The sequence below is a fragment of the Streptomyces sp. NPDC041135 genome, assembly GCF_055592085.1.
Genome location: NZ_JBVIYZ010000012.1, coordinates 153,437 through 171,021 on the forward strand (window position 1 = coordinate 153,437; position 17,585 = coordinate 171,021).

At 73.6% G+C, this 17,585-nt stretch carries 11 protein-coding genes; 8 read left to right on the forward strand and 3 right to left on the reverse strand.

The features are described 5' to 3' along the window. The first annotated feature begins 53 nt into the window (after window positions 1-53). Together ACZ6CZ_RS25995 and ACZ6CZ_RS26000 are read left to right on the forward strand one after the other, a co-directional pair. Window positions 54-512, forward strand: coding sequence for a hypothetical protein (locus ACZ6CZ_RS25995; protein WP_469025571.1), 459 nt, complete (start codon window positions 54-56; stop codon window positions 510-512). A 230-nt stretch (window positions 513-742) separates the two neighbouring features. Beyond that, a complete protein-coding gene (locus ACZ6CZ_RS26000) occupies window positions 743-2,491 on the forward strand; it encodes a chitinase (RefSeq protein WP_469025670.1) in 1,749 nt (582 codons plus the stop codon). On the opposite strand, the gene ACZ6CZ_RS26005 is transcribed toward ACZ6CZ_RS26000, so the two are convergent. Both ACZ6CZ_RS26005 and gabT read right to left on the reverse strand, forming a co-directional pair. After that, window positions 2,430-3,308: a phosphatase PAP2 family protein gene (locus tag ACZ6CZ_RS26005; RefSeq protein WP_469025574.1), complete on the reverse strand. Its 879-nt coding sequence runs from the start codon at window positions 3,306-3,308 to the stop codon at window positions 2,430-2,432. The two genes, ACZ6CZ_RS26000 and ACZ6CZ_RS26005, sit on opposite strands and share 62 nt — an antisense overlap. A 120-nt stretch (window positions 3,309-3,428) precedes the next feature. Further along, complete coding sequence (gene gabT, locus ACZ6CZ_RS26010) at window positions 3,429-4,763, reverse strand: 4-aminobutyrate--2-oxoglutarate transaminase (RefSeq protein WP_469025576.1); 1,335 nt, start codon at window positions 4,761-4,763, stop codon at window positions 3,429-3,431. Window positions 4,764-5,022: 259 nt separating this feature from the next. Between gabT and ACZ6CZ_RS26015 the strand changes: the two genes are divergently transcribed. The 3 genes from ACZ6CZ_RS26015 (at window position 5,023) to ACZ6CZ_RS26025 (ending at window position 10,574) form a co-directional block, all read left to right on the forward strand. Continuing rightward, window positions 5,023-7,149, forward strand: coding sequence for an ATP-binding protein (locus tag ACZ6CZ_RS26015; RefSeq protein ID WP_469025579.1), 2,127 nt, complete (start codon window positions 5,023-5,025; stop codon window positions 7,147-7,149). 146 nt (window positions 7,150-7,295) lie between these two features. Further along, complete coding sequence (locus ACZ6CZ_RS26020) at window positions 7,296-8,954, forward strand: PucR family transcriptional regulator (RefSeq protein WP_469025582.1); 1,659 nt, start codon at window positions 7,296-7,298, stop codon at window positions 8,952-8,954. A 174-nt stretch (window positions 8,955-9,128) separates the two neighbouring features. Continuing rightward, window positions 9,129-10,574 carry an aldehyde dehydrogenase family protein gene (locus ACZ6CZ_RS26025; protein WP_469025585.1) on the forward strand — a complete coding sequence of 482 codons (1,446 nt, stop codon included), beginning with the start codon at window positions 9,129-9,131 and terminating at the stop codon, window positions 10,572-10,574. A gap of 74 nt (window positions 10,575-10,648) precedes the next feature. Here the strand turns inward: ACZ6CZ_RS26025 and ACZ6CZ_RS26030 are convergent, their stop codons facing one another. Further along, window positions 10,649-13,486 carry a glycoside hydrolase family 3 C-terminal domain-containing protein gene (locus ACZ6CZ_RS26030; RefSeq protein WP_469025587.1) on the reverse strand — a complete coding sequence of 946 codons (2,838 nt, stop codon included), beginning with the start codon at window positions 13,484-13,486 and terminating at the stop codon, window positions 10,649-10,651. A 368-nt stretch (window positions 13,487-13,854) separates the two neighbouring features. Here ACZ6CZ_RS26030 and ACZ6CZ_RS26035 point away from each other — a divergent pair, with 368 nt between their 5' ends. The 3 genes from ACZ6CZ_RS26035 to ACZ6CZ_RS26045 are packed head-to-tail and all read left to right on the forward strand — an operon-like array spanning window position 13,855 to window position 17,567. Continuing rightward, window positions 13,855-15,546 (forward strand): extracellular solute-binding protein, encoded by a 1,692-nt coding sequence (locus ACZ6CZ_RS26035; protein WP_469025590.1) that lies wholly within the window; start codon window positions 13,855-13,857, stop codon window positions 15,544-15,546. A gap of 27 nt (window positions 15,547-15,573) precedes the next feature. Further along, a complete protein-coding gene (locus ACZ6CZ_RS26040) occupies window positions 15,574-16,608 on the forward strand; it encodes an ABC transporter permease (protein ID WP_469025593.1) in 1,035 nt (344 codons plus the stop codon). Then, window positions 16,605-17,567 carry a carbohydrate ABC transporter permease gene (locus ACZ6CZ_RS26045; protein WP_469025595.1) on the forward strand — a complete coding sequence of 321 codons (963 nt, stop codon included), beginning with the start codon at window positions 16,605-16,607 and terminating at the stop codon, window positions 17,565-17,567. Before ACZ6CZ_RS26040 ends, ACZ6CZ_RS26045 begins: the two co-directional genes overlap by 4 nt. Window positions 17,568-17,585 lie beyond the last annotated feature (18 nt).

A 17,585-nucleotide genomic window follows, 5' to 3' on the forward strand; every position in this document is an offset into this window, starting at 1 on the left:
CCTCTCCCTCCCGTGGCGCGACCGCGTCCACGCGGTGAGAGGGAGGTCGTGTGATGACTGGGGCGAAGACGGCGGTCGAGTGGCTGGCATCCGTCGCACCGGACCCCGGGGCCTGCCGCTGGGAGTGGGAGCGCAGCCCCCTCGGGGTGGCGCTGCTGCCCGCCGGCAAGGCCTGGGACGTCCTGATTCTGCCGGGCGCTCTCGGCTACCCCACCCTCGACGTGCTCACCCGCGTCCTCGATCAGCCCGGCCCGGTGCTGGCCGACTTCGGGGACCACCGGGTGGGCTTCTTCGTGCCGCCGGGCACCGCCGCCCGCTGGCTGGGCACCGGCATCCGGACGGCGGGGGCCGGGACCTGGATCGTCGTGCCCCACCCGGGGCGGGCCGCCCAGCACGTGCGCTGGCTGGTGACGCCGGACGGCTCCGGCACGCTCACCGATCCGGTGCTGCTGGAGCTGGCGATGCACGAGGCCGCTGCCGCGCTCGCCAGGGACCGGGATGCGGACGGATAGCGGCGCGACACCTTGACAACGGGATTGGTCTGGACCAAGTTGGGCGCGCTCCACCCACTCTCCCCTTCCCTCCCCCCTCGCCGGAGGCACGCGTGGAACGCCCCAGACCCCCCGCCCGGTCCTCGTCCGCAGCCCCCTGCCCGCCGCCGCCCGCGCCGCCGGGCCACCGGCCCCGTTCGTCGAGGTCCGTGCTCGCCGTGCTCACCGCCGCCCTGCTGGCCGTGTCCGGCATGACCGCGCTCTCCCCGGCCGCCCGGGCGGCCGACGCCGACCTCGTGGCCAACGGCGGCTTCGAGTCCGGTACGGCCGGCTGGACCTGCACCGCGGGCGCCGCCGTCGCCGCACCCGTGCACAGCGGCGGCAAGGCCCTCCAGGCCACCCCGGCCGGCAGCGACAACGCCCAGTGCACCCAGACCGTGACCGTGCGGCCCGACGCGCAGTACACCCTGTCCGGCTGGGTCCGCGGCTCCTACGTGTACCTCGGCGCGACCGGCACCGGCACCACCGACGTCTCCGCCTGGACCCAGTCCGCCACCGACTGGCAGCGGCTGACGACCACCTTCCGCACCGGCGCCGCCACCACCCGGGTCACGCTGTACACCCACGGCTGGTACGGCACCGGCGCCTACTACGCCGACGACATCTCGCTGACCGGCCCGGGCGCCCCGACGGGCCAGCCGCCCGCGCCGCCGGCCGCACCGACGGCCGGCGCCGTCACCTCCTCCAGCGTCGCCCTGTCCTGGCCGGCGGTCTCCGGTGCCACGGGCTACGGCGTCTACCGCGACGGCGTCCGGGTCCAGACGGTGAGCACGGCCTCGGCCACCGTGACCGGACTCGCCGCCGCCACCGCCTACAGCTTCCAGGTCACCGCGGTCAACGACGCCGGCGAGTCCGCGAAGTCGGCCGCGGTGACCGCGACGACGTCCGCCGCACCCGGGGGCGGCTCCGGCGGCGGCTCGGCCGGACTGCCCGCCCACGCCCTGGTCGGCTACCTGCACACCACTTTCGCCAACGGCTCCGGCTACACCCGCCTCGCCGACGTCCCCGACAGCTGGGACGTCATCGACCTGGCCTTCGGCGAACCCACCTCCGCCACCTCCGGCGACATCCGCTTCACCCGCTGCCCGGTCACCGAGTGCCCGAACGTGGAGAGCGACGCCGACTTCAAGGCGGCCGTCCGGGCCAAGCAGGCGGCGGGCAAGAAGGTGCTGATCTCCATCGGCGGCCAGAACGGCCAGGTCCAGCTGACCACCACCGCCGCCCGCGACACCTTCGTCGCCTCCGTCTCGAAGATCATCGACGAGTACGGCCTGGACGGCCTGGACGTCGACTTCGAGGGCCACTCGCTGTCGCTGAACGCGGACGACACCGACTTCAAGAACCCGAAGACCCCGGTCGTCGTCAACCTGATCTCCGCCCTGAAGACCCTCAAGGCCCGCTACGGCTCGTCGTTCGTGCTGACCGCGGCCCCGGAGACCTTCTTCGTCCAGATGGGCTACCAGTACTACGGCACCGGCCGCTGGGGCGGCCAGGACCCCCGCTGCGGCGCCTACCTGCCGGTGCTCTACGCCCTGCGCGACGACCTGACCCTGCTGCACGTCCAGGACTACAACTCAGGGCCGATCATGGGTCTGGACAACCAGTACCACTCCATGGGCGGCGCCGACTTCCACATCGCCATGACCGACATGCTGCTCACCGGCTTCCCGGTGGCGGGCGACCCGGGCAACGTCTTCCCGCCGCTGCGCCCCGACCAGGTGGCGATCGGCATGCCGGCCTCCGTCAACGCGGGCAACGGCTACGTCTCCCCGGCCGAGGTCACCAAGACCCTGGACTGCCTGACGAAGCGCACGAACTGCGGCTCGTACGCCCCCCACGGCAGCCGGCCCGCCCTGCGCGGCCTGATGACCTGGTCGGTCAACTGGGACCGGTTCGCGAACTGGGAGTTCCAGCACACCTTCGACGGCTACTTCGGCTGAGCGCCGGCCACACCGCGGTGAACAGCACCGTGCACAGGCACCAGCTCGCCACCACGTCCAGCGGCCAGTGGTACCCCCTGCGGACCAGCCCGAAGGAGACCCCGGCGACCAGCAGCGCGTACCCGGCGACCAGGCTCCGGCGGGCGCGGGGCGAGCGCAGCCACGGGAGGAGGAGCAGCACCGAGGCGCCGTAGGCGACCGCCGCCGTGGCGGTGTGCCCGGAGGGGAAGTAGCCGGTGCCCGGGGGCACCGCCGGGGTCCCGGGCCGGGCCGTCCAGTCCTTCAGTGGTACGACCACCGCCGGGACCAGGGCCATCAGCACGGCCGCCGCGGCGGGCGCCCGCCACCACCGCCGCACGCCGCGCGTGCGCCCCCGCCAGGCGGCGTACGCGAGCGCGGCGGCGAGGACCGGGAGGGCGACCTGGGCGTTGCCGAGGTCGGAGAGGAGCGAGGAGGCGCGGTCCGGGTGGACCAGGGCGCGGCTCAGGCGCTCGTCCAGGCGCACCAGCGGGCCGTCCGCGACGACCTGCCAGGTGATGAGCGCCAGGAGCAGGGCCGCGACGGCCGGCAGCACGCGCAGCGGCGGGAGGGAGAAGGAGGTCGGCCGCCCCGGAACAGGGGGGGTGGTTCCGGGGCGGCCGTCCGGACCGGAACGCCGCGCGCCCCGGGGGGTTTGGGGCGGGCGGCCGTCCGATCGGTGAGGAGATCCGGGGCCAGGGGCCCCGGGTGTGTGCGCGAGGGCACGACCAGGTCGAAGCTGGGGAGGCCTCGGCCTGAGACCGTCCACAGTCCCCTGTGGACGAGGTGTATCTCTCATCTGGGTAGAACCTACGGCAGCGGGCGGCGGGACGACAGGCACAAACGCGTCCCGTCATCCACCCCGCACACGTTCTTCACACGGCCTGCCGCCGACCGGTCAGAAGTGCGTACCCGCTGCTCAGATGCGCGCGAAAGCCTCCTCGATGATGTCGAGGCCCTCGTTCAGCAGGTCCTCGCCGATCACCAGCGGGGGCAGGAAGCGCAGCACGTTGCCGTAGGTGCCACAGGTCAGGACCAGCAGGCCCTCCTGGTGGCAGGCCTTGGCCAGCGCGGCCGTCGCCTCCGGGTTCGGCTCCTTGGTGGCGCGGTCCTTGACCAGCTCGATGGCGATCATCGCGCCGCGGCCGCGGACGTCGCCGATGACGTCGTACTTCTCGGCCATGGCGGTGAGGCGGGACTTCATGATCGCCTCGATGTTCTTCGCCTTGGCGTTGAGGTCCAGCTCCTTCATCGTCTCGATGGCGCCGAGCGCACCGGCGCAGGCCACCGGGTTGCCGCCGTAGGTGCCGCCCAGGCCGCCCGCGTGCGCGGCGTCCATGATCTCGGCGCGGCCGGTGACGGCGGCCAGCGGCAGACCGCCGGCGATGCCCTTGGCGGTGGTGATCAGGTCCGGGACGATGCCCTCGTCCTCGCAGGCGAACCACTGGCCGGTGCGGCAGAAGCCGGACTGGATCTCGTCGGCGACGAAGACGATGCCGTTGTCGTTGGCGAACTTCACGATCTCCGGCAGGAAGCCCTTGGCCGGCTCGATGAAGCCGCCCTCGCCGAGCACCGGCTCGATGATGATCGCGGCCACGTTGTCCGGGCCGACCTGCTTGGTGATCTGGTCGATGGCCTGCTTGGCGGCCTCGGGGCCGGCGTTCTCCGGGCCGGTCGGCCAGCGGTAGCCGTAGGCGACCGGGACGCGGTAGACCTCGGGCGCGAACGGGCCGAAGCCGTGCTTGTACGGCATGTTCTTCGCGGTCAGCGCCATGGTCAGGTTGGTGCGGCCGTGGTAGCCGTGGTCGAAGACGACGACCGCCTGGCGCTTGGTGTACGCGCGGGCGATCTTGACCGCGTTCTCGACGGCCTCGGCGCCGCTGTTGAACAGCGCGGACTTCTTGGCGTGGTCACCCGGGGTCAGCTCGGCGAGGGCCTCGGCGACCTCCACGTAGCCCTCGTAGGGGGTGACCATGAAACAGGTGTGGGTGAAGTCGGCCAGCTGGGCGCTCGCCCGGCGTACGACGGCCTCGGCGGAGGCGCCGACGGACGTCACGGCGATGCCGGAGCCGAAGTCGATCAGCCGGTTGCCGTCGACGTCCTCGATGACGCCCCCGCCCGCGCGCGCGGTGAACACGGGCAGAACGGAGCCCACACCCTGGGCGACCACGGCGGTACGGCGGGCCTGCAGCTCCTGCGACTTCGGGCCGGGGATGGCGGTGACGACGCGTCGCTCCTGCGGAAGTGCGGTCATGCGGGGCTCCTGGGGGTGTTACGGATGCTTTCCTTCTTTTTCGCAGGCTAGGTCGCACGGCGGGGAGCGGGCATGCTCCATGTGGGCGTTGTCGGCGGGTGCGGTTGTCCGCGGTGGACATAGGACGGCCGGCGACCGCCTGGCCCGCCGCGAACCCGCGCTCCGTCCCGTCGGCCGCGTAAGCGGTGAACTCCCGTTCCCGGGGCGTTAGATTGACTCGCTGACGGTGGACGGAACGGCTGGTCAGGGGGCAAGGGCGATGAACAGCGACGGGACGCGGGACGTGCGGGGCACGCATGCCGATCCGGTACCGCGTCCGGCGGCGCCGTACGAGGCCCCCGCGGTGCCGCCGCGGCCGGCCGTGCCGCCCGGGGCGCCGCCGATGCCGGACGGCTCGGCCTTCCTCGGCTGGCTGCGCGCGCCCAGGCCCGAGGCACCGCCGGGAGTGTGGCGGTTCCACCACGAGGTGCGGCCCGAGGAGGAGCCCGAGCGGGTCCCGACCCGCCAGCTGCTCGGCGGTGCGCTGATCGCGTTCCTGGTGGGCTGGCTGATGTGGTCGCTGCTGTGGAACGGCTACCTCGGCGGCTGGTGGGTGCTGCCCCTGGAACTGTTCACCCCGGACTCCTGGCGGTACGGCAGCAGCAGCGTCGGCAACGCCGTCGTCTGGTACGGCTACTACACGCTGATCGCCGTCGCCATCCTGCTCGTCGTCGGCCGCCTCGGCCGCTGGGGCGAGGTCTGGCGCCGCTTCGGTCCCCCCGCCTGGCGCCCCGCCGTCCCCGCCGCCGAGCCCGCCCCCGCCCCCGAGCAGGACCCCGCCGAGTGGCCGCAGCTGCGCCGGGCCGGGGCGCACGACGCCGCCGACCGGCTGGCCGCCGAGGCGCGGGCCGGGCTGATGCGGGACGTGGACCTGGCCCGCATCGCCCGGGCCTGGCAGGGCGTGCGCGGCGGACGGCACAGCCTGGCCGCGTTCCGGGGGGCCGTGGTCCGGGAGGGCGCGGCCGCCTGCCCGCACCCCTCCGGCGAGCGCGACCTGCCCGCCCGCACCGCCCGGCACGACCTGCTCACCGGCCAGGTGCGGCTCGGCACCGCCGCCGACGACCCGCGCAACCCCTACCACTACCGGGGCACCGGCCTCGCCCTCGGCCCCGAGCTGCTGGGCACCTCGCTGGTCGCCGTCGGCCCCTCCGGCTCCGGCAAGACCGGCGCGCTGGTGCGGCCGCTCACCGAGTCGCTGTGCCTGCACGCGCTCGCCGGACGGGCCTCCGTCGTGGTGGTCGGCGCGGCCGGCGCCGGGCTCGGCCCGGCCGGCTCCTACGACGTCGTCGTCCGGATCGCCCACCCCGAGTCGGTCTACGACCTCGACCTGTACGGCGGCACCACCGACCCCGACGAGGCCGCCGCCATACTCGCCGAGGCCCTCGTCGGCGACCTCGCCGACCCGCACCCCGGCAGCGACACCCGCCGCTCCACCACCGTGCTCGCCCAGTTGCTGGGCCCCTTCCGCGCGGTGCACGACCGCTTCCCGTCCGTCCCGGAGCTGCGCCGCCTCCTCGACGGCGACCGGGCCCCGCTGGCCGCGCTGCGCAAGGCGCTCACCGACACCGGGCGGGAGTCGCTGGTGCGGGAACTCGACGCGCGGGAGCGGCAGATGGGACACCCCGGGGACGTCGGCGCGGTGCTGGCCGACCGGATCGCGCTGCTCGACCGGCCCGCCTTCGCCGGCTTCTTCGACACCTCCGGGCAGACCCGGCCGTTCTCCCTGAAAGCGCTCGACCACCCCGTGCGCGTCCGCATCGACCTGCCCGAGCGCGGGCACGCGGACGCCTCCCGCATCCTCGCCCGGCTGGTGCTGGCCCAGTTCACGGCCGCCGTGACGGTACGTGAGGACCGCTCGCTGTTCACCTGCCTCCTGCTGGACGACGCGGCCGGTGTGGTCACGCCGGAGGCGGTGCGCGGCGTGCAGCGGCTGCGGTCGGCCAACGCCGGGGTGGTGCTGACCCTGCGCACCCTGGACGACGTGCCCCGGCCGCTGCGCGGACCGCTGCTGGGCGCCACCGGGTGCCGGATGGCGCTGTCCGGGCTGACCCCCTGGGACGGGCAGGACTTCGCCGAGGTGTGGGGCAAGGAGTGGACCGAGACCCGGGACGTCACCGACCGGCAGATCATCGCCGAGACCCCGGCCGGCAAGGCCGTCCACGTGCTGCGGCGGGTGATCACCGGAAAGGCGCCCACCGCCCGGGCGGTCACCGTCCGCCAGGTCGAGCGGGAGCGCTGGTCGGCGTCCGAGCTGGCGCACGGGGTGCCGCCGGGCCACGCGGTGCTGTCCCTGACCACGGTCACCGGGGAGCACGCCCCTCCGCTGCTGGTGGACCTGCGCGGCTGAGGGCCGGGGCGCCCGAGGACCGTACGGTACGGCGGAATCGGCATAGGCTGTTCGTACGTGTCGGCCAAAAGTCCGCGACGCCCCCCTGATCCGCCGCTGCGCGGGTGCCCCGACCCGACCGCGACCCGATCCGACCTGAAGGCCCCATGCCCCCGACGCTCGCCTCGCTCGTCCACCATTCCGCGCTCAAGCTGACCGTGCGCGCCGGGGAGGACCGTCTCGACGTGCCCGTCCGCTGGGCGCACGTCAGCGAGCTGGCCGACCCCGTGCCCTACATGGAGGGCGGGGAGCTGCTGCTGATCACCGCGCTGAAGCTGGACGCCGACGACCCGGAGGCGATGCGCCGGTACGTCAAACGGCTGGCCGACGCCGGTGTCGTCGGGCTCGGCTTCGCGGTCGGGGTCACTTATGACGAGATCCCGAAGGCCCTCGTCGACGCGGCCGCGCAGGAGGGCCTGCCGCTGCTGGAGGTGCCCCGGCGCACCCCCTTCCTCGCCATCAGCAAGGCGGTGTCCGCGGCCATCGCCGCCGACCAGTACCGCGCGGTCACGGCCGGGTTCGCCGCCCAGCGGGAGCTGACCCGGCAGGCGCTCAACGCCGGCCCCGAGGGCCTGCTCACCGCCCTCGCCGCCCAGGTCGACGGCTGGGCGGCGCTGTACGACGCCTCGGGCGCCGTCGTCGCCACCGCGCCGGACTGGGCGGGGCGGCGGGCGGCCCGGCTCACCGCGGAGGTGGAACGGCTGCGCGACCGGCCCGCGCCCGCCTCCTCCGTGGTCGGCGGCCCGGACCACGAGGACCGCGTCGAGCTGCACTCCCTGGGCACCGGCCGGCGCCCGCGGGCCGCGCTCGCCGTGGGCACCGCCGCCGCCCTCGGCACCGCCGAGCGCTACGCCGTGCACTCCGCCATCGCCCTGCTCACCCTGACCACGGAGCGCTCCCGCTCGCTGGCCGCGGCCGAACAGCGGATCGGCACGGCGGTGCTGCGCATGCTGCTCGCCGGGGAGCCCGACCACGCCCGGGCCGTCGCCGGGGACCTGTACGGCGGCCTGCTGGACGCACCCTTCCGGATGATCGTGGCCGAGTCGGTGCCGGCGTCGGCCGCCCGGGCGCACGCCGAGGCACGCGCCCGCGCGGCCGCGGCCGGTCCGGGCCCGGCCGCCGCGCTCGCCGCCGCCGGTGGCGACCCGCTGGGCGGCCTCGCCGAGGCCGTGGAGTCCGCCGCCGCCCGCTCCGGTGAGGCGGTGCTGGTGGTGCCCGAGGGCGAGCGGCTGGTGGTGCTGGCCACCGACGGGGGCCCGGCCGTGGCGGCCTGCGCCCAGTACGCGGCCGCGGTGGAGGCCGCCAGGGCCGTGCCGGAGCAGGCCGCGGGCGGGGACGAGGACGAGCTGGTGGTGGGTCTGTCGGCGCCGGCCGGGCCGATCGCGGCGGCCGCCGCCTACAAGCAGGCCGAGCAGGCCCTGTCGGTGGCGCGACGCCGGGGCCGGGTGCTGGTGGAGCACGAGCGGCTGGCGGCCGGGTCGGTGCTGCCGCTGCTGGCGGACGACGCGGTGAAGGCGTTCGCGGACGGGCTGCTGCGGGCGCTGCACGAGCACGACGCCACCGGGCGCGGTGACCTGGTCGCCTCGCTGCGGGCGTGGCTGTCGCGGCACGGGCAGTGGGACGCGGCGGCGGCCGACCTCGGCGTGCACCGGCACACCCTGCGCTACCGGATGCGCCGCGTCGAGGAGATCCTGGGCCGCAGCCTGGACGACCCGGACGTCCGGATGGAGCTGTGGCTGGCGCTGAAGGCCACGTCACCGGAGTGAGCGGCACGGGCTGCCCGCCTCCCGCGTACCGCCCACGCCGGTGACCCCGCCGATTCGGCGTACCCCGGCCGCCGACTTCTCCGCGCCGGACAAGCGCCGTCCGGCCGCCCCCGCCCTACCGTGGACGACGAAACCGACAGCACACCCCCAACGCGGAAGGGCCGGGACTCCTCAATGACTTCCACCCACGCCTTCTGGCTCGCCGGCCGCCAGGTCACCGGCGAGGACACCTTCGACGTCACCTCCCCGTGGGACGGCCGTCTCGTCGGCAAGGTGAGCCTGCCGACGGACGAGCAGGTCGAGGAGGCCGTGGCCGCCGCCCACGCCGTCCGCGACGAGTTCGCCGCCACCCCGGCCCACGTGCGCGCCGCCGCCCTCGACCACGTCAGCAAGCGGCTGGCCGAGCGCACCGAGGAGATCGCCCAGCTGATCTCCGCGGAGAACGGCAAGCCGGTCAAGTGGGCCCGCGGCGAGGTCGGCCGTGCCGTCTCGGTGTTCCGGTTCGCCGCCGAGGAGGCCCGGCGCTTCAACGGCGGCGAGGCCCAGCGCCTCGACACCGACGCCGGCGGCCAGGGCCGGCTGGCCCTGACCCGGCGCTTCCCCAAGGGTGTCGTCCTCGGTATCGCGCCCTTCAACTTCCCGCTGAACCTGTGCGCCCACAAGGTCGCCCCGGCGATCGCGGCCGGCGCGCCGATCATCCTGAAGCCGGCCCCCGCCACCCCGCTCTCCGGTCTGATCCTCGGTGACCTGCTCGCCGAGACCGAGCTGCCCGCCGGGTCCTGGAGCATCCTGCCGGTCGCCAACGACCGCATGCCCGCGCTGGTCCAGGACGAGCGCCTGCCGGTGATCTCCTTCACCGGGTCCGAGAAGGTCGGCTACGCGATCATGGACTCGGTGCCGCGCAAGCACTGCACGCTGGAGCTGGGCGGCAACGGCGCGGCCGTCGTCCTCGCCGACTGGGCGAGCGACGCGGACCTGGACTGGGCCGCGAACCGCATCGCGACCTTCTCCAACTACCAGGGCGGCCAGTCCTGCATCTCCGTGCAGCGCGTGATCGCCGACGCCTCGGTGTACGACCGGCTGCTGCCGCGGATCGTGGCCGCCGTCGAGGCGCAGGTCACCGGTGACCCGGCCGACGCGAGCACCGACGTCGGCCCGCTGGTCAGCGAGGACGCCGCCAAGCGGGTCGAGGCGTGGGTCCAGGAGGCCGTCGACGCCGGCGCCGAGCTGCTGACCGGCGGCAAGCGGGACGGCGCCTCCTACGCGCCGACCGTCCTGACCGGCGTACCGGCCGGCACCACGCTGTCCTGCGAGGAGGTCTTCGGACCGGTCCTCTCCGTGCAGAAGGTGGACGGCGAGGCCGAGGCCTTCGCCGCGGTCAACGACTCCAAGTACGGCCTCCAGGCGGGCGTGTTCACGCACGACGTGCAGGCCGCCTTCCGCGCTCACCGCGCCCTGGAGGTCGGCGGTGTCGTGGTCGGCGACGTCCCCTCCTACCGCGCCGACCAGATGCCGTACGGCGGCGCCAAGCAGTCCGGCGTCGGCCGCGAGGGCGTGCGCTACGCGATGGACGACTACACCTACGAGCGCGTGCTGGTCCTGACCGGGCTCGCCCTCTAGGCGCCTTTTTCCCTCCGAAGGGGCCCGGCACCGGTGCCGGGCCCCTTCGGCGCGTCCCGGGCCCGCCCGCGCCCTCAGCCGGAGAAGCCGGTGTGCGCCAGCCGCAGCGGGCCGCGCAGCCGCACCCGGAGGTCGCGCACGCCGGCGGCGCTGACCGGAGCCCGCAGCGGGGTGTAGTCGTACGGTCCGGCCGTCGGGGTGCCGAGCGTGAGCACGGCCAGGACCGGACCGCCGTCCAGCGACAGCTCCACCGTGCCCGCACCGGCCACCCGCACCGTCACCTCCGTCGCCCCGGCGCCGAAATCGCAGGCGCGGTAGAGGAGTTCGCCCGCGCCGCCGGACACCGGGGTCACCGCGTCGCCCGCCACCTTCGTCCGGTCGGTGAGCACGATCCCGGACTGCTCGTCGAAGTCCGCCGCCGCCAGGCCCCGTTCCAGGACCGGCCGGGGCGCGGCGGGCTCGCCGTCGAGGACGACGGTCGTGCGCAGCCGGACGTCCTCGCTGGAGGCGCCGACCATGAGGTCGTAGGGCCCGCCCTCCACACGCATCCGCCCGTGGGCCACGTCCCAGAACGCGAAGGCGGACAGCGGGACGTCGAAGACGACCTCCGCCCGCTCGCCCGGCACCAGCGTGATCCGGCGGTGCGCGAGCAGCTCGCGGCGCGGCCGGACCACGGACGGGTCGGCGGCGCGCGTGTACAGCTGGACGACCTCGTCGGCGGCGCGGTCACCGGTGTTGGTGACCGTGCAGCCGACCCGCACGGCGCCGGCGTCCGCCCGGGCCGTGAGAGCGGCGTAGGTGAAGGACGCGTAGGACAGGCCGTGCCCGAACGGGAACAGCGGCAGGCCCTCGAAGTACAGATAGGTCTGGCGGCCGCCGATCACGTCGTAGTCCAGCAGGTCGGGCAGGTCGGCGTCGGCGGCGTACCAGGTCTGCGGCAGCCGGCCGGCGGGGGAGACGTCCCCGGCGAGCACCCGGGCCAGCGCGGTACCCGCGGCCTGCCCGCCGTGCGCGGTCCACAGCACGGCCGGCAGCCGGGACACGTCCACCGCGTAGGGGTACGCCGACACCAGCACCAGCGCGGTGCGCGGGTTGGCGGCCCGGGCCGCCCGCAGCAGCCCCTCCTGGTGCGCGGGCAGCGCCAGCGTCGTACGGTCCTCGGTCTCCCGGCCGTTGATGTGCGGGTCGTTGCCCGCCACCACCAGCACCACGTCGGCCTCCGCGGCGGCCCGCGCCACGGCGTCCGCACCGCGCTCCACGACGACCAGCTCGAAGGTTTCCGCGGCGCCCTCGGCAACCCGCACGCCGTCGGCGGCGACAGTGACTTGGCGACCCGTGCCGAGGTGGAGCAGGAGGTGACCGTCGCCGTGCGGTTGCAGCCGGAACGTCTCCTGGACGACCCAGCCGCCGGGCTGGTCGGCGGAGGCCCGGACGAAGCCGTCGCCCGCGACCGACAGGTAGCGGCCGTCGGGGGCGCGCAGCGTCAGCACGCCGTCGCCCCAGTCGGTGAGCGCGAACTCGGTGCCGTCCGCGTCCGCGGTGAGCGGTGGCAGATCGGTGCGCCCGGTGAGCAGAGCCGGATCGAGGGCGCCCCCGTCCGCTGGCGCCCGGTCCGGGGCGGCGGTGTCCGGCACCCGCAGGAAGCGGCCGTCGGCGGTGCGCAGCCGGACCCGCTCCACGCCCTCCGCGAACCGGACCCGGTCGGCGCCGAACCGCTCGTACAGGCCCTCCAGCGGTGTGGAGCGGTGCAGGAGCGTGCCGCTGTACCAGTCGAGCTTGCACTCGTCGGCGAGCAGGCCCACCACGGCGATCCGGGTGCCGGGGGCCAGCGGCAGCAGGTCGCCGTCGTTCTTCAGCAGCACGACCGCCTGCTCGGCGGCCTCCTGGGCGAGCGCGCGGTGGGCGGGGGTGTCGAACGCGCCGGTGCCGGCGTGCGGATCGTCGAGCGGGTCGAACTCGCCGAGCCGGAAGCGGACCGAGAGCTGGCGGCGGACCGCCGTGTCGACGTCGGCCTGCGTCAGCAGCCCCTGCCGCAGGGCGCCGTGCACCCGCCCGGTGATCCGCGAGCCGTCGGTGCCGTGGTCGGTGAAGCTGTCCACGCCCGCCAGCAGGGCGGCCGCGGTGGCCTCCTCGTGGGTGTCGAAGTAGTGCTCGGAGTCGACCAGGTTGGAGGGCGCGCCCGCGTCCGAGCAGACCAGCAGGGACTGCCCCGTCCAGGTGCGCAGGTGCTCGCGCAGATACGGCGAGAGGTGGTTGGGGCGGCCGTTGACGAGGTTGTAGGCGGGCATCACCCCGGCCACCGCACCCGCGGCGACCGTGGGCCCGAAGGCCCGCAGGTCGTACTCGTGCAGCACGCGCGGCCGCACGGAGGCGGACGAGGTGTCCCGGGCCGTCTCGTTGTTGTGGGCCAGCCAGTGCTTCAGGACGGGGGCCGTGCGCCAGTACACCGGGTGCTCGCCCCGCAGGCCCCGGGTGTAGGCGGTGGCGATCGCGGAGGTCAGCGCCGGGTCCTCGGAGTAGCCCTCCTCGTTGCGGCCCCACAGTGGGTGGCGCAGCAGGTTGACCGTCGGCGACCAGACGTTGAGGCCGACGCGCTCGTCGCGGGCGCGCATCGCGCGGGCCTCCCGGGACACCGCCTCGCCGACCCGGCGCACCAGCTCCGGGTTCCAGGTGGCGCCGAGCCCGACGGCCTGCGGGAACACGGTCGCCGGGCCCATCCAGGCCACGCCGTGCAGGGCCTCCTGGCCGGTGCGGAAGGCGGCGATGCCGAGCCGCTCCACAGCGGGCGCGAACTGGTGGAGGAAGGAGACCTTCTCGTCCAGGGTGAGCCGGGCCAGCAGGTCGTCGATGCGCTCGGCGAACGGCAGCCGCGGATCGCGGAACGGCGGCGCGGGCGGCGTCTGTGCGGTCACGTGGAGTTCCCCTTGCATGGAGCGACACAGTGCTTTCGAAGCGCTTCGATGCTCGTTCCGCGCAGGGCGGGGTGTCAAGACACCTCGGCGCAACAACCGCGACTGCGCGCCGACATCCTAAGTGCCACATGAGAAGGGTCGAAAGGGGCCGCCGACGGCCACAGGACGGAGGAATCTTGCCACCGGGCCTTGTGCGCCCCCTGGTGTTCACTTAACCTCGCAGCAACATCGAAGCGCTTCGACAGGACCGTGACCGCCGTCCGCGGACCGTCCCGTGCCGACCGTTTCGGCTCAGCCAGTTCCACCGAAGACACCGCAGCCGACGGCCCACCGCCGGGTGTCCTGGTGCGCCATGAAGGGTTGACGCAATGACGCCGAACGCCGCCTCCGCCTCCTCGCCGAGCCGGAGAAGCTTCCTCGCCTCCACCGCGGTCGCCGCAGCGGCGGCGGCGGGCGGGATGCCGCTGCTGACCGCCTGCGGCGGCTCGGACAGCGGCTCGCGCGAGGGCACCACGTCCGGCAAGGCGGCCCGCAAGCTGCTGCCCGCCTACGTCGCCGGCACCGTGGTCGTGCCGGACATCCCCGCCAGGAACGGATCCGCGGCCGGCTTCACCGGCAAGCTCGACCTGTCCGAGCTGAAGACCTCGGTGCCCCGCAAGCTCGGCAAGGGCGGCGAGGTCACCGTCATGTCGCCGTTCTGGGGCTCCCCGCCCAAGGGCGGCAACGCCTACTACCGGGCGATGAACGAGCTGATCGGCGTCGACGTCCGCTGGCAGAACCAGGACGGCAACACCTACGAGCAGAAGCTCGGCGCGGTGCTCGCCTCCAGCGACGTACCGGACGTGGTCGTCGTGCCCAGCTGGAACCTCAACGGCAAGATACCCAGCGCCATCATCAGCAAGTTCGCCGACCTCGGCCCCTACCTGTCCGGCGACGCGGTCAAGGACTACCCCAACCTCGCGGCCGTCCCCACCGACGCCTGGCAGCGCTCGATCTTCGGCGGCAAGCTGCGCGGCCTGCCCCAGCCGTCCCCCTACGTCACCGGCATCGTGCCCCTCTACCGCCAGGACATCTTCGAGAAGGAGGGGTACGACGTCCCCACCTCCGCCGACGAGTTCCTGGCCCTGGCGAAGGACATCACCGACGCCAAGGCCAAGCGCTGGGCCTGCCTGGACATGAAGTGGACCGCCTTCCAGTCCTTCGGCGTGTTCTCCGGCAGCGAGAAGCCGCTCGGCTGGAACCTGGTCGACGGCAAGCTGGTCAACCGCATCGAGACCGACGCCTACCTCGAGGCGCTGGAGTGGACCCGCAAGCTGTTCGCCGCCGGGGTCGTCCACCCCGACGCGATGCTCGGCAAGAGCCAGGCCACCGACCCCGGCCCGAAGTTCGCCAAGGGCGAGTTCCTCATCTACGCCAACAACATCAGCCAGTGGTGGAGCCGCACGGCCGAACAGGCCACCCAGAACCCGGACTTCAAGGTGTGGGGCATGGACGTCTTCGGCCACGACGGCGGCCACCCGGCGCTCTGGGCCGAACAGCCCGCCGGCATCTGGGCCTTCGTCAACAAGAAGGCCTCCGAGTCGGTGATCCGCGACGTGCTGGCCGTCGCCAACGTGACCGCGGCGCCGTACGGCACCAAGGAGTACATGATGACCAACTACGGTGTGGAGGGCACCCACTACACCGTCAAGGACGGCGTCCCCGCCAAGACCGACCAGGGCAACATCGACGTGCTGAACGCGTACGTCATGATCGCGAGCCCGGCGCCGACCATCGCCCACCCCGACTTCCCCCGAGTCGCCAAGGGCCAGGTCGAGTGGCAGCAGCGGATGGGCGCCTTCACCCGCAAGTCCTCCTTCTACGGCATGCAGATCACCGAGCCCAGCCGCTACACCAACCTCTCCAACGACTTCGAGCAGTTGGAGGACGACATCACCCGCGGCCGCAGGAAGGTCAGCGACATGCAGCGGGCGGTGGCCGACTGGAAGAGCAAGGGCGGGGACAAGCTGCGCGACTGGTACCGGAAGATCCTGGACGAGAACGGCTCCGCGACCGACTGACCGGGCACCGAGGCGAGGAGAACGACCGTGTCCCACAGCACGGTGCCTCGGAGCAGGACCGAGGCCGACGAGAGCGAGAAGTCCCCGAAGACGGCCGGCGGCGCCGGCTCTTCCCCCGCGCGGCGGCCACCCGGCCGGCCGAGCCTGAGGGCGCGGCTGCGGCGCGACCGCGTCCTGCTGCTGATGACGCTGCCGGCCGTGGCGCTGATCCTGCTGTTCAACTACGTGCCCATCCTCGGCAACGTCGTCGCCTTCCAGGACTACGACCCCTACATCAGCGACAACGGCGTCGTCTCCATGCTGCACAGCCCCTGGGTGGGCCTGGAGAACTTCCAGCGCATCTTCGCCGACTCCGCCTTCTGGCAGGCGATGCGCAACACCCTGGTGCTGTTCTTCCTCCAGCTGGTGCTGTTCTTCCCGGTGCCGGTCCTGCTCGCGCTGCTCATCAACAGCGTGGTCAGGCCCCGGGTGCGGGCCGTCGCCCAGGCCGTGCTCTACCTGCCGCACTTCTTCTCCTGGGTGCTGGTCATCGCCGTCTTCCAGCAGCTGCTGGGCGGCGCGGGACTGCTCTCCCAGCTGCTGCGCGACCACGGCTACGACGGCCTGAGCGTCATGACCGACCCGGACACGTTCAAGTTCCTGGTCACCGCCCAGTCCGTGTGGAAGGACGCCGGCTGGGGGATCATCGTCTTCCTCGCCGCGCTGGCCGCGGTCAGCCCCGACCTGTACGAGGCCGCCGCCATGGACGGCGCCGGACGCAGACGGCGCATCTGGCACGTCACCCTGCCCGCCCTGCGGCCGGTGATCGCACTGCTGCTGGTGCTGCGCGTCGGCGACGCCCTCACCGTCGGCTTCGAGCAGATCCTGCTCCAGCGCGACGCCGTGGGCCCGGGGGCGTCGGAGGTGCTCGACACCTTCGTGTGGTGGAACGGCGTCCGCAACCAGGACTTCGGCTACGCGGCCGCCGCCGGACTGGTCAAGGGCGTCGTCAGCATCGGCCTGGTCCTGGCCGCGAACAAGGTGGCCCATCTGATGGGCGAGCAGGGGGTGTACAGGAAATGAGCGCCGTGACCGACACAGCCGAGCGTGCGTCCGGCAGGCCCGGTACGTCCGGCAGGCCCGGCCGGTGGACCGCGCCGCCCCGGCCGGTGTGGGAGGAACCGCCCGGCCGGGCCGGACTCGCGGGCAAGGGGCTCGTCCTGGGCTTCGCCTGCCTGGCGATCCTCTTCCCGCTGTGGATCGTCGTCGTCACCAGCCTCTCCTCCCGCCGGACCATCGACGAGGCGGGCGGACTGGTGATGGTGCCCAGGGGCATCACCTTCGTCGCCTACCGGGAGCTGCTCAGCGGCGGCCAGGTCACCCGGGCCGCGGTCATCAGCATCCTGATCACCGTCGTCGGCACGGCCTTCTCGATGACCGTGTCCGTGCTGTGCGCCTACGGGCTGTCCCGCACGGGCTCGCTGGGGCACCGCTGGATCCTCATGACGCTGCTGGCGACCATGTTCTTCAGCGCCGGACTCATCCCGACCTACCTGCTGGTGCAGACCCTCGGCCTGACGGACACCTATCTGGCGCTGATCCTGCCGAGCGCGCTCAGCGTCTTCAACATCCTGGTGCTGCGCGGCTTCTTCATGGGCATCTCGCCGGAACTCATCGACAGCGCCCGCATCGACGGCGCCGGCGACGTCCGCATCCTCTGGCGGATCGTCGTCCCGCTGTCCCGCGCGGTGCTCGCGGTCATCACCCTGTTCTACGCGGTCGGCTACTGGAGCGCCTGGTTCAACGCCTCGCTGTACCTGAACGACCAGGACATGATGCCGCTGCAGAACGTCATGATCCAGCTCGTGCAGAAGCAGGAGGCGCCGGTCGGCCTGGGCCAGGCCATCAAGACCGGCCAGCTGTCGGGGCTGGCCGTGCAGATGGCCGTGATGGTGATGGCCCTGCTGCCCGTGACCGTGCTCTCGCCCTTCGTCCAGCGGCACTTCAAGAAGGGCATGCTCACCGGCGCGGTGAAGGGCTGAGCCCGGCGGCGCCCGGGC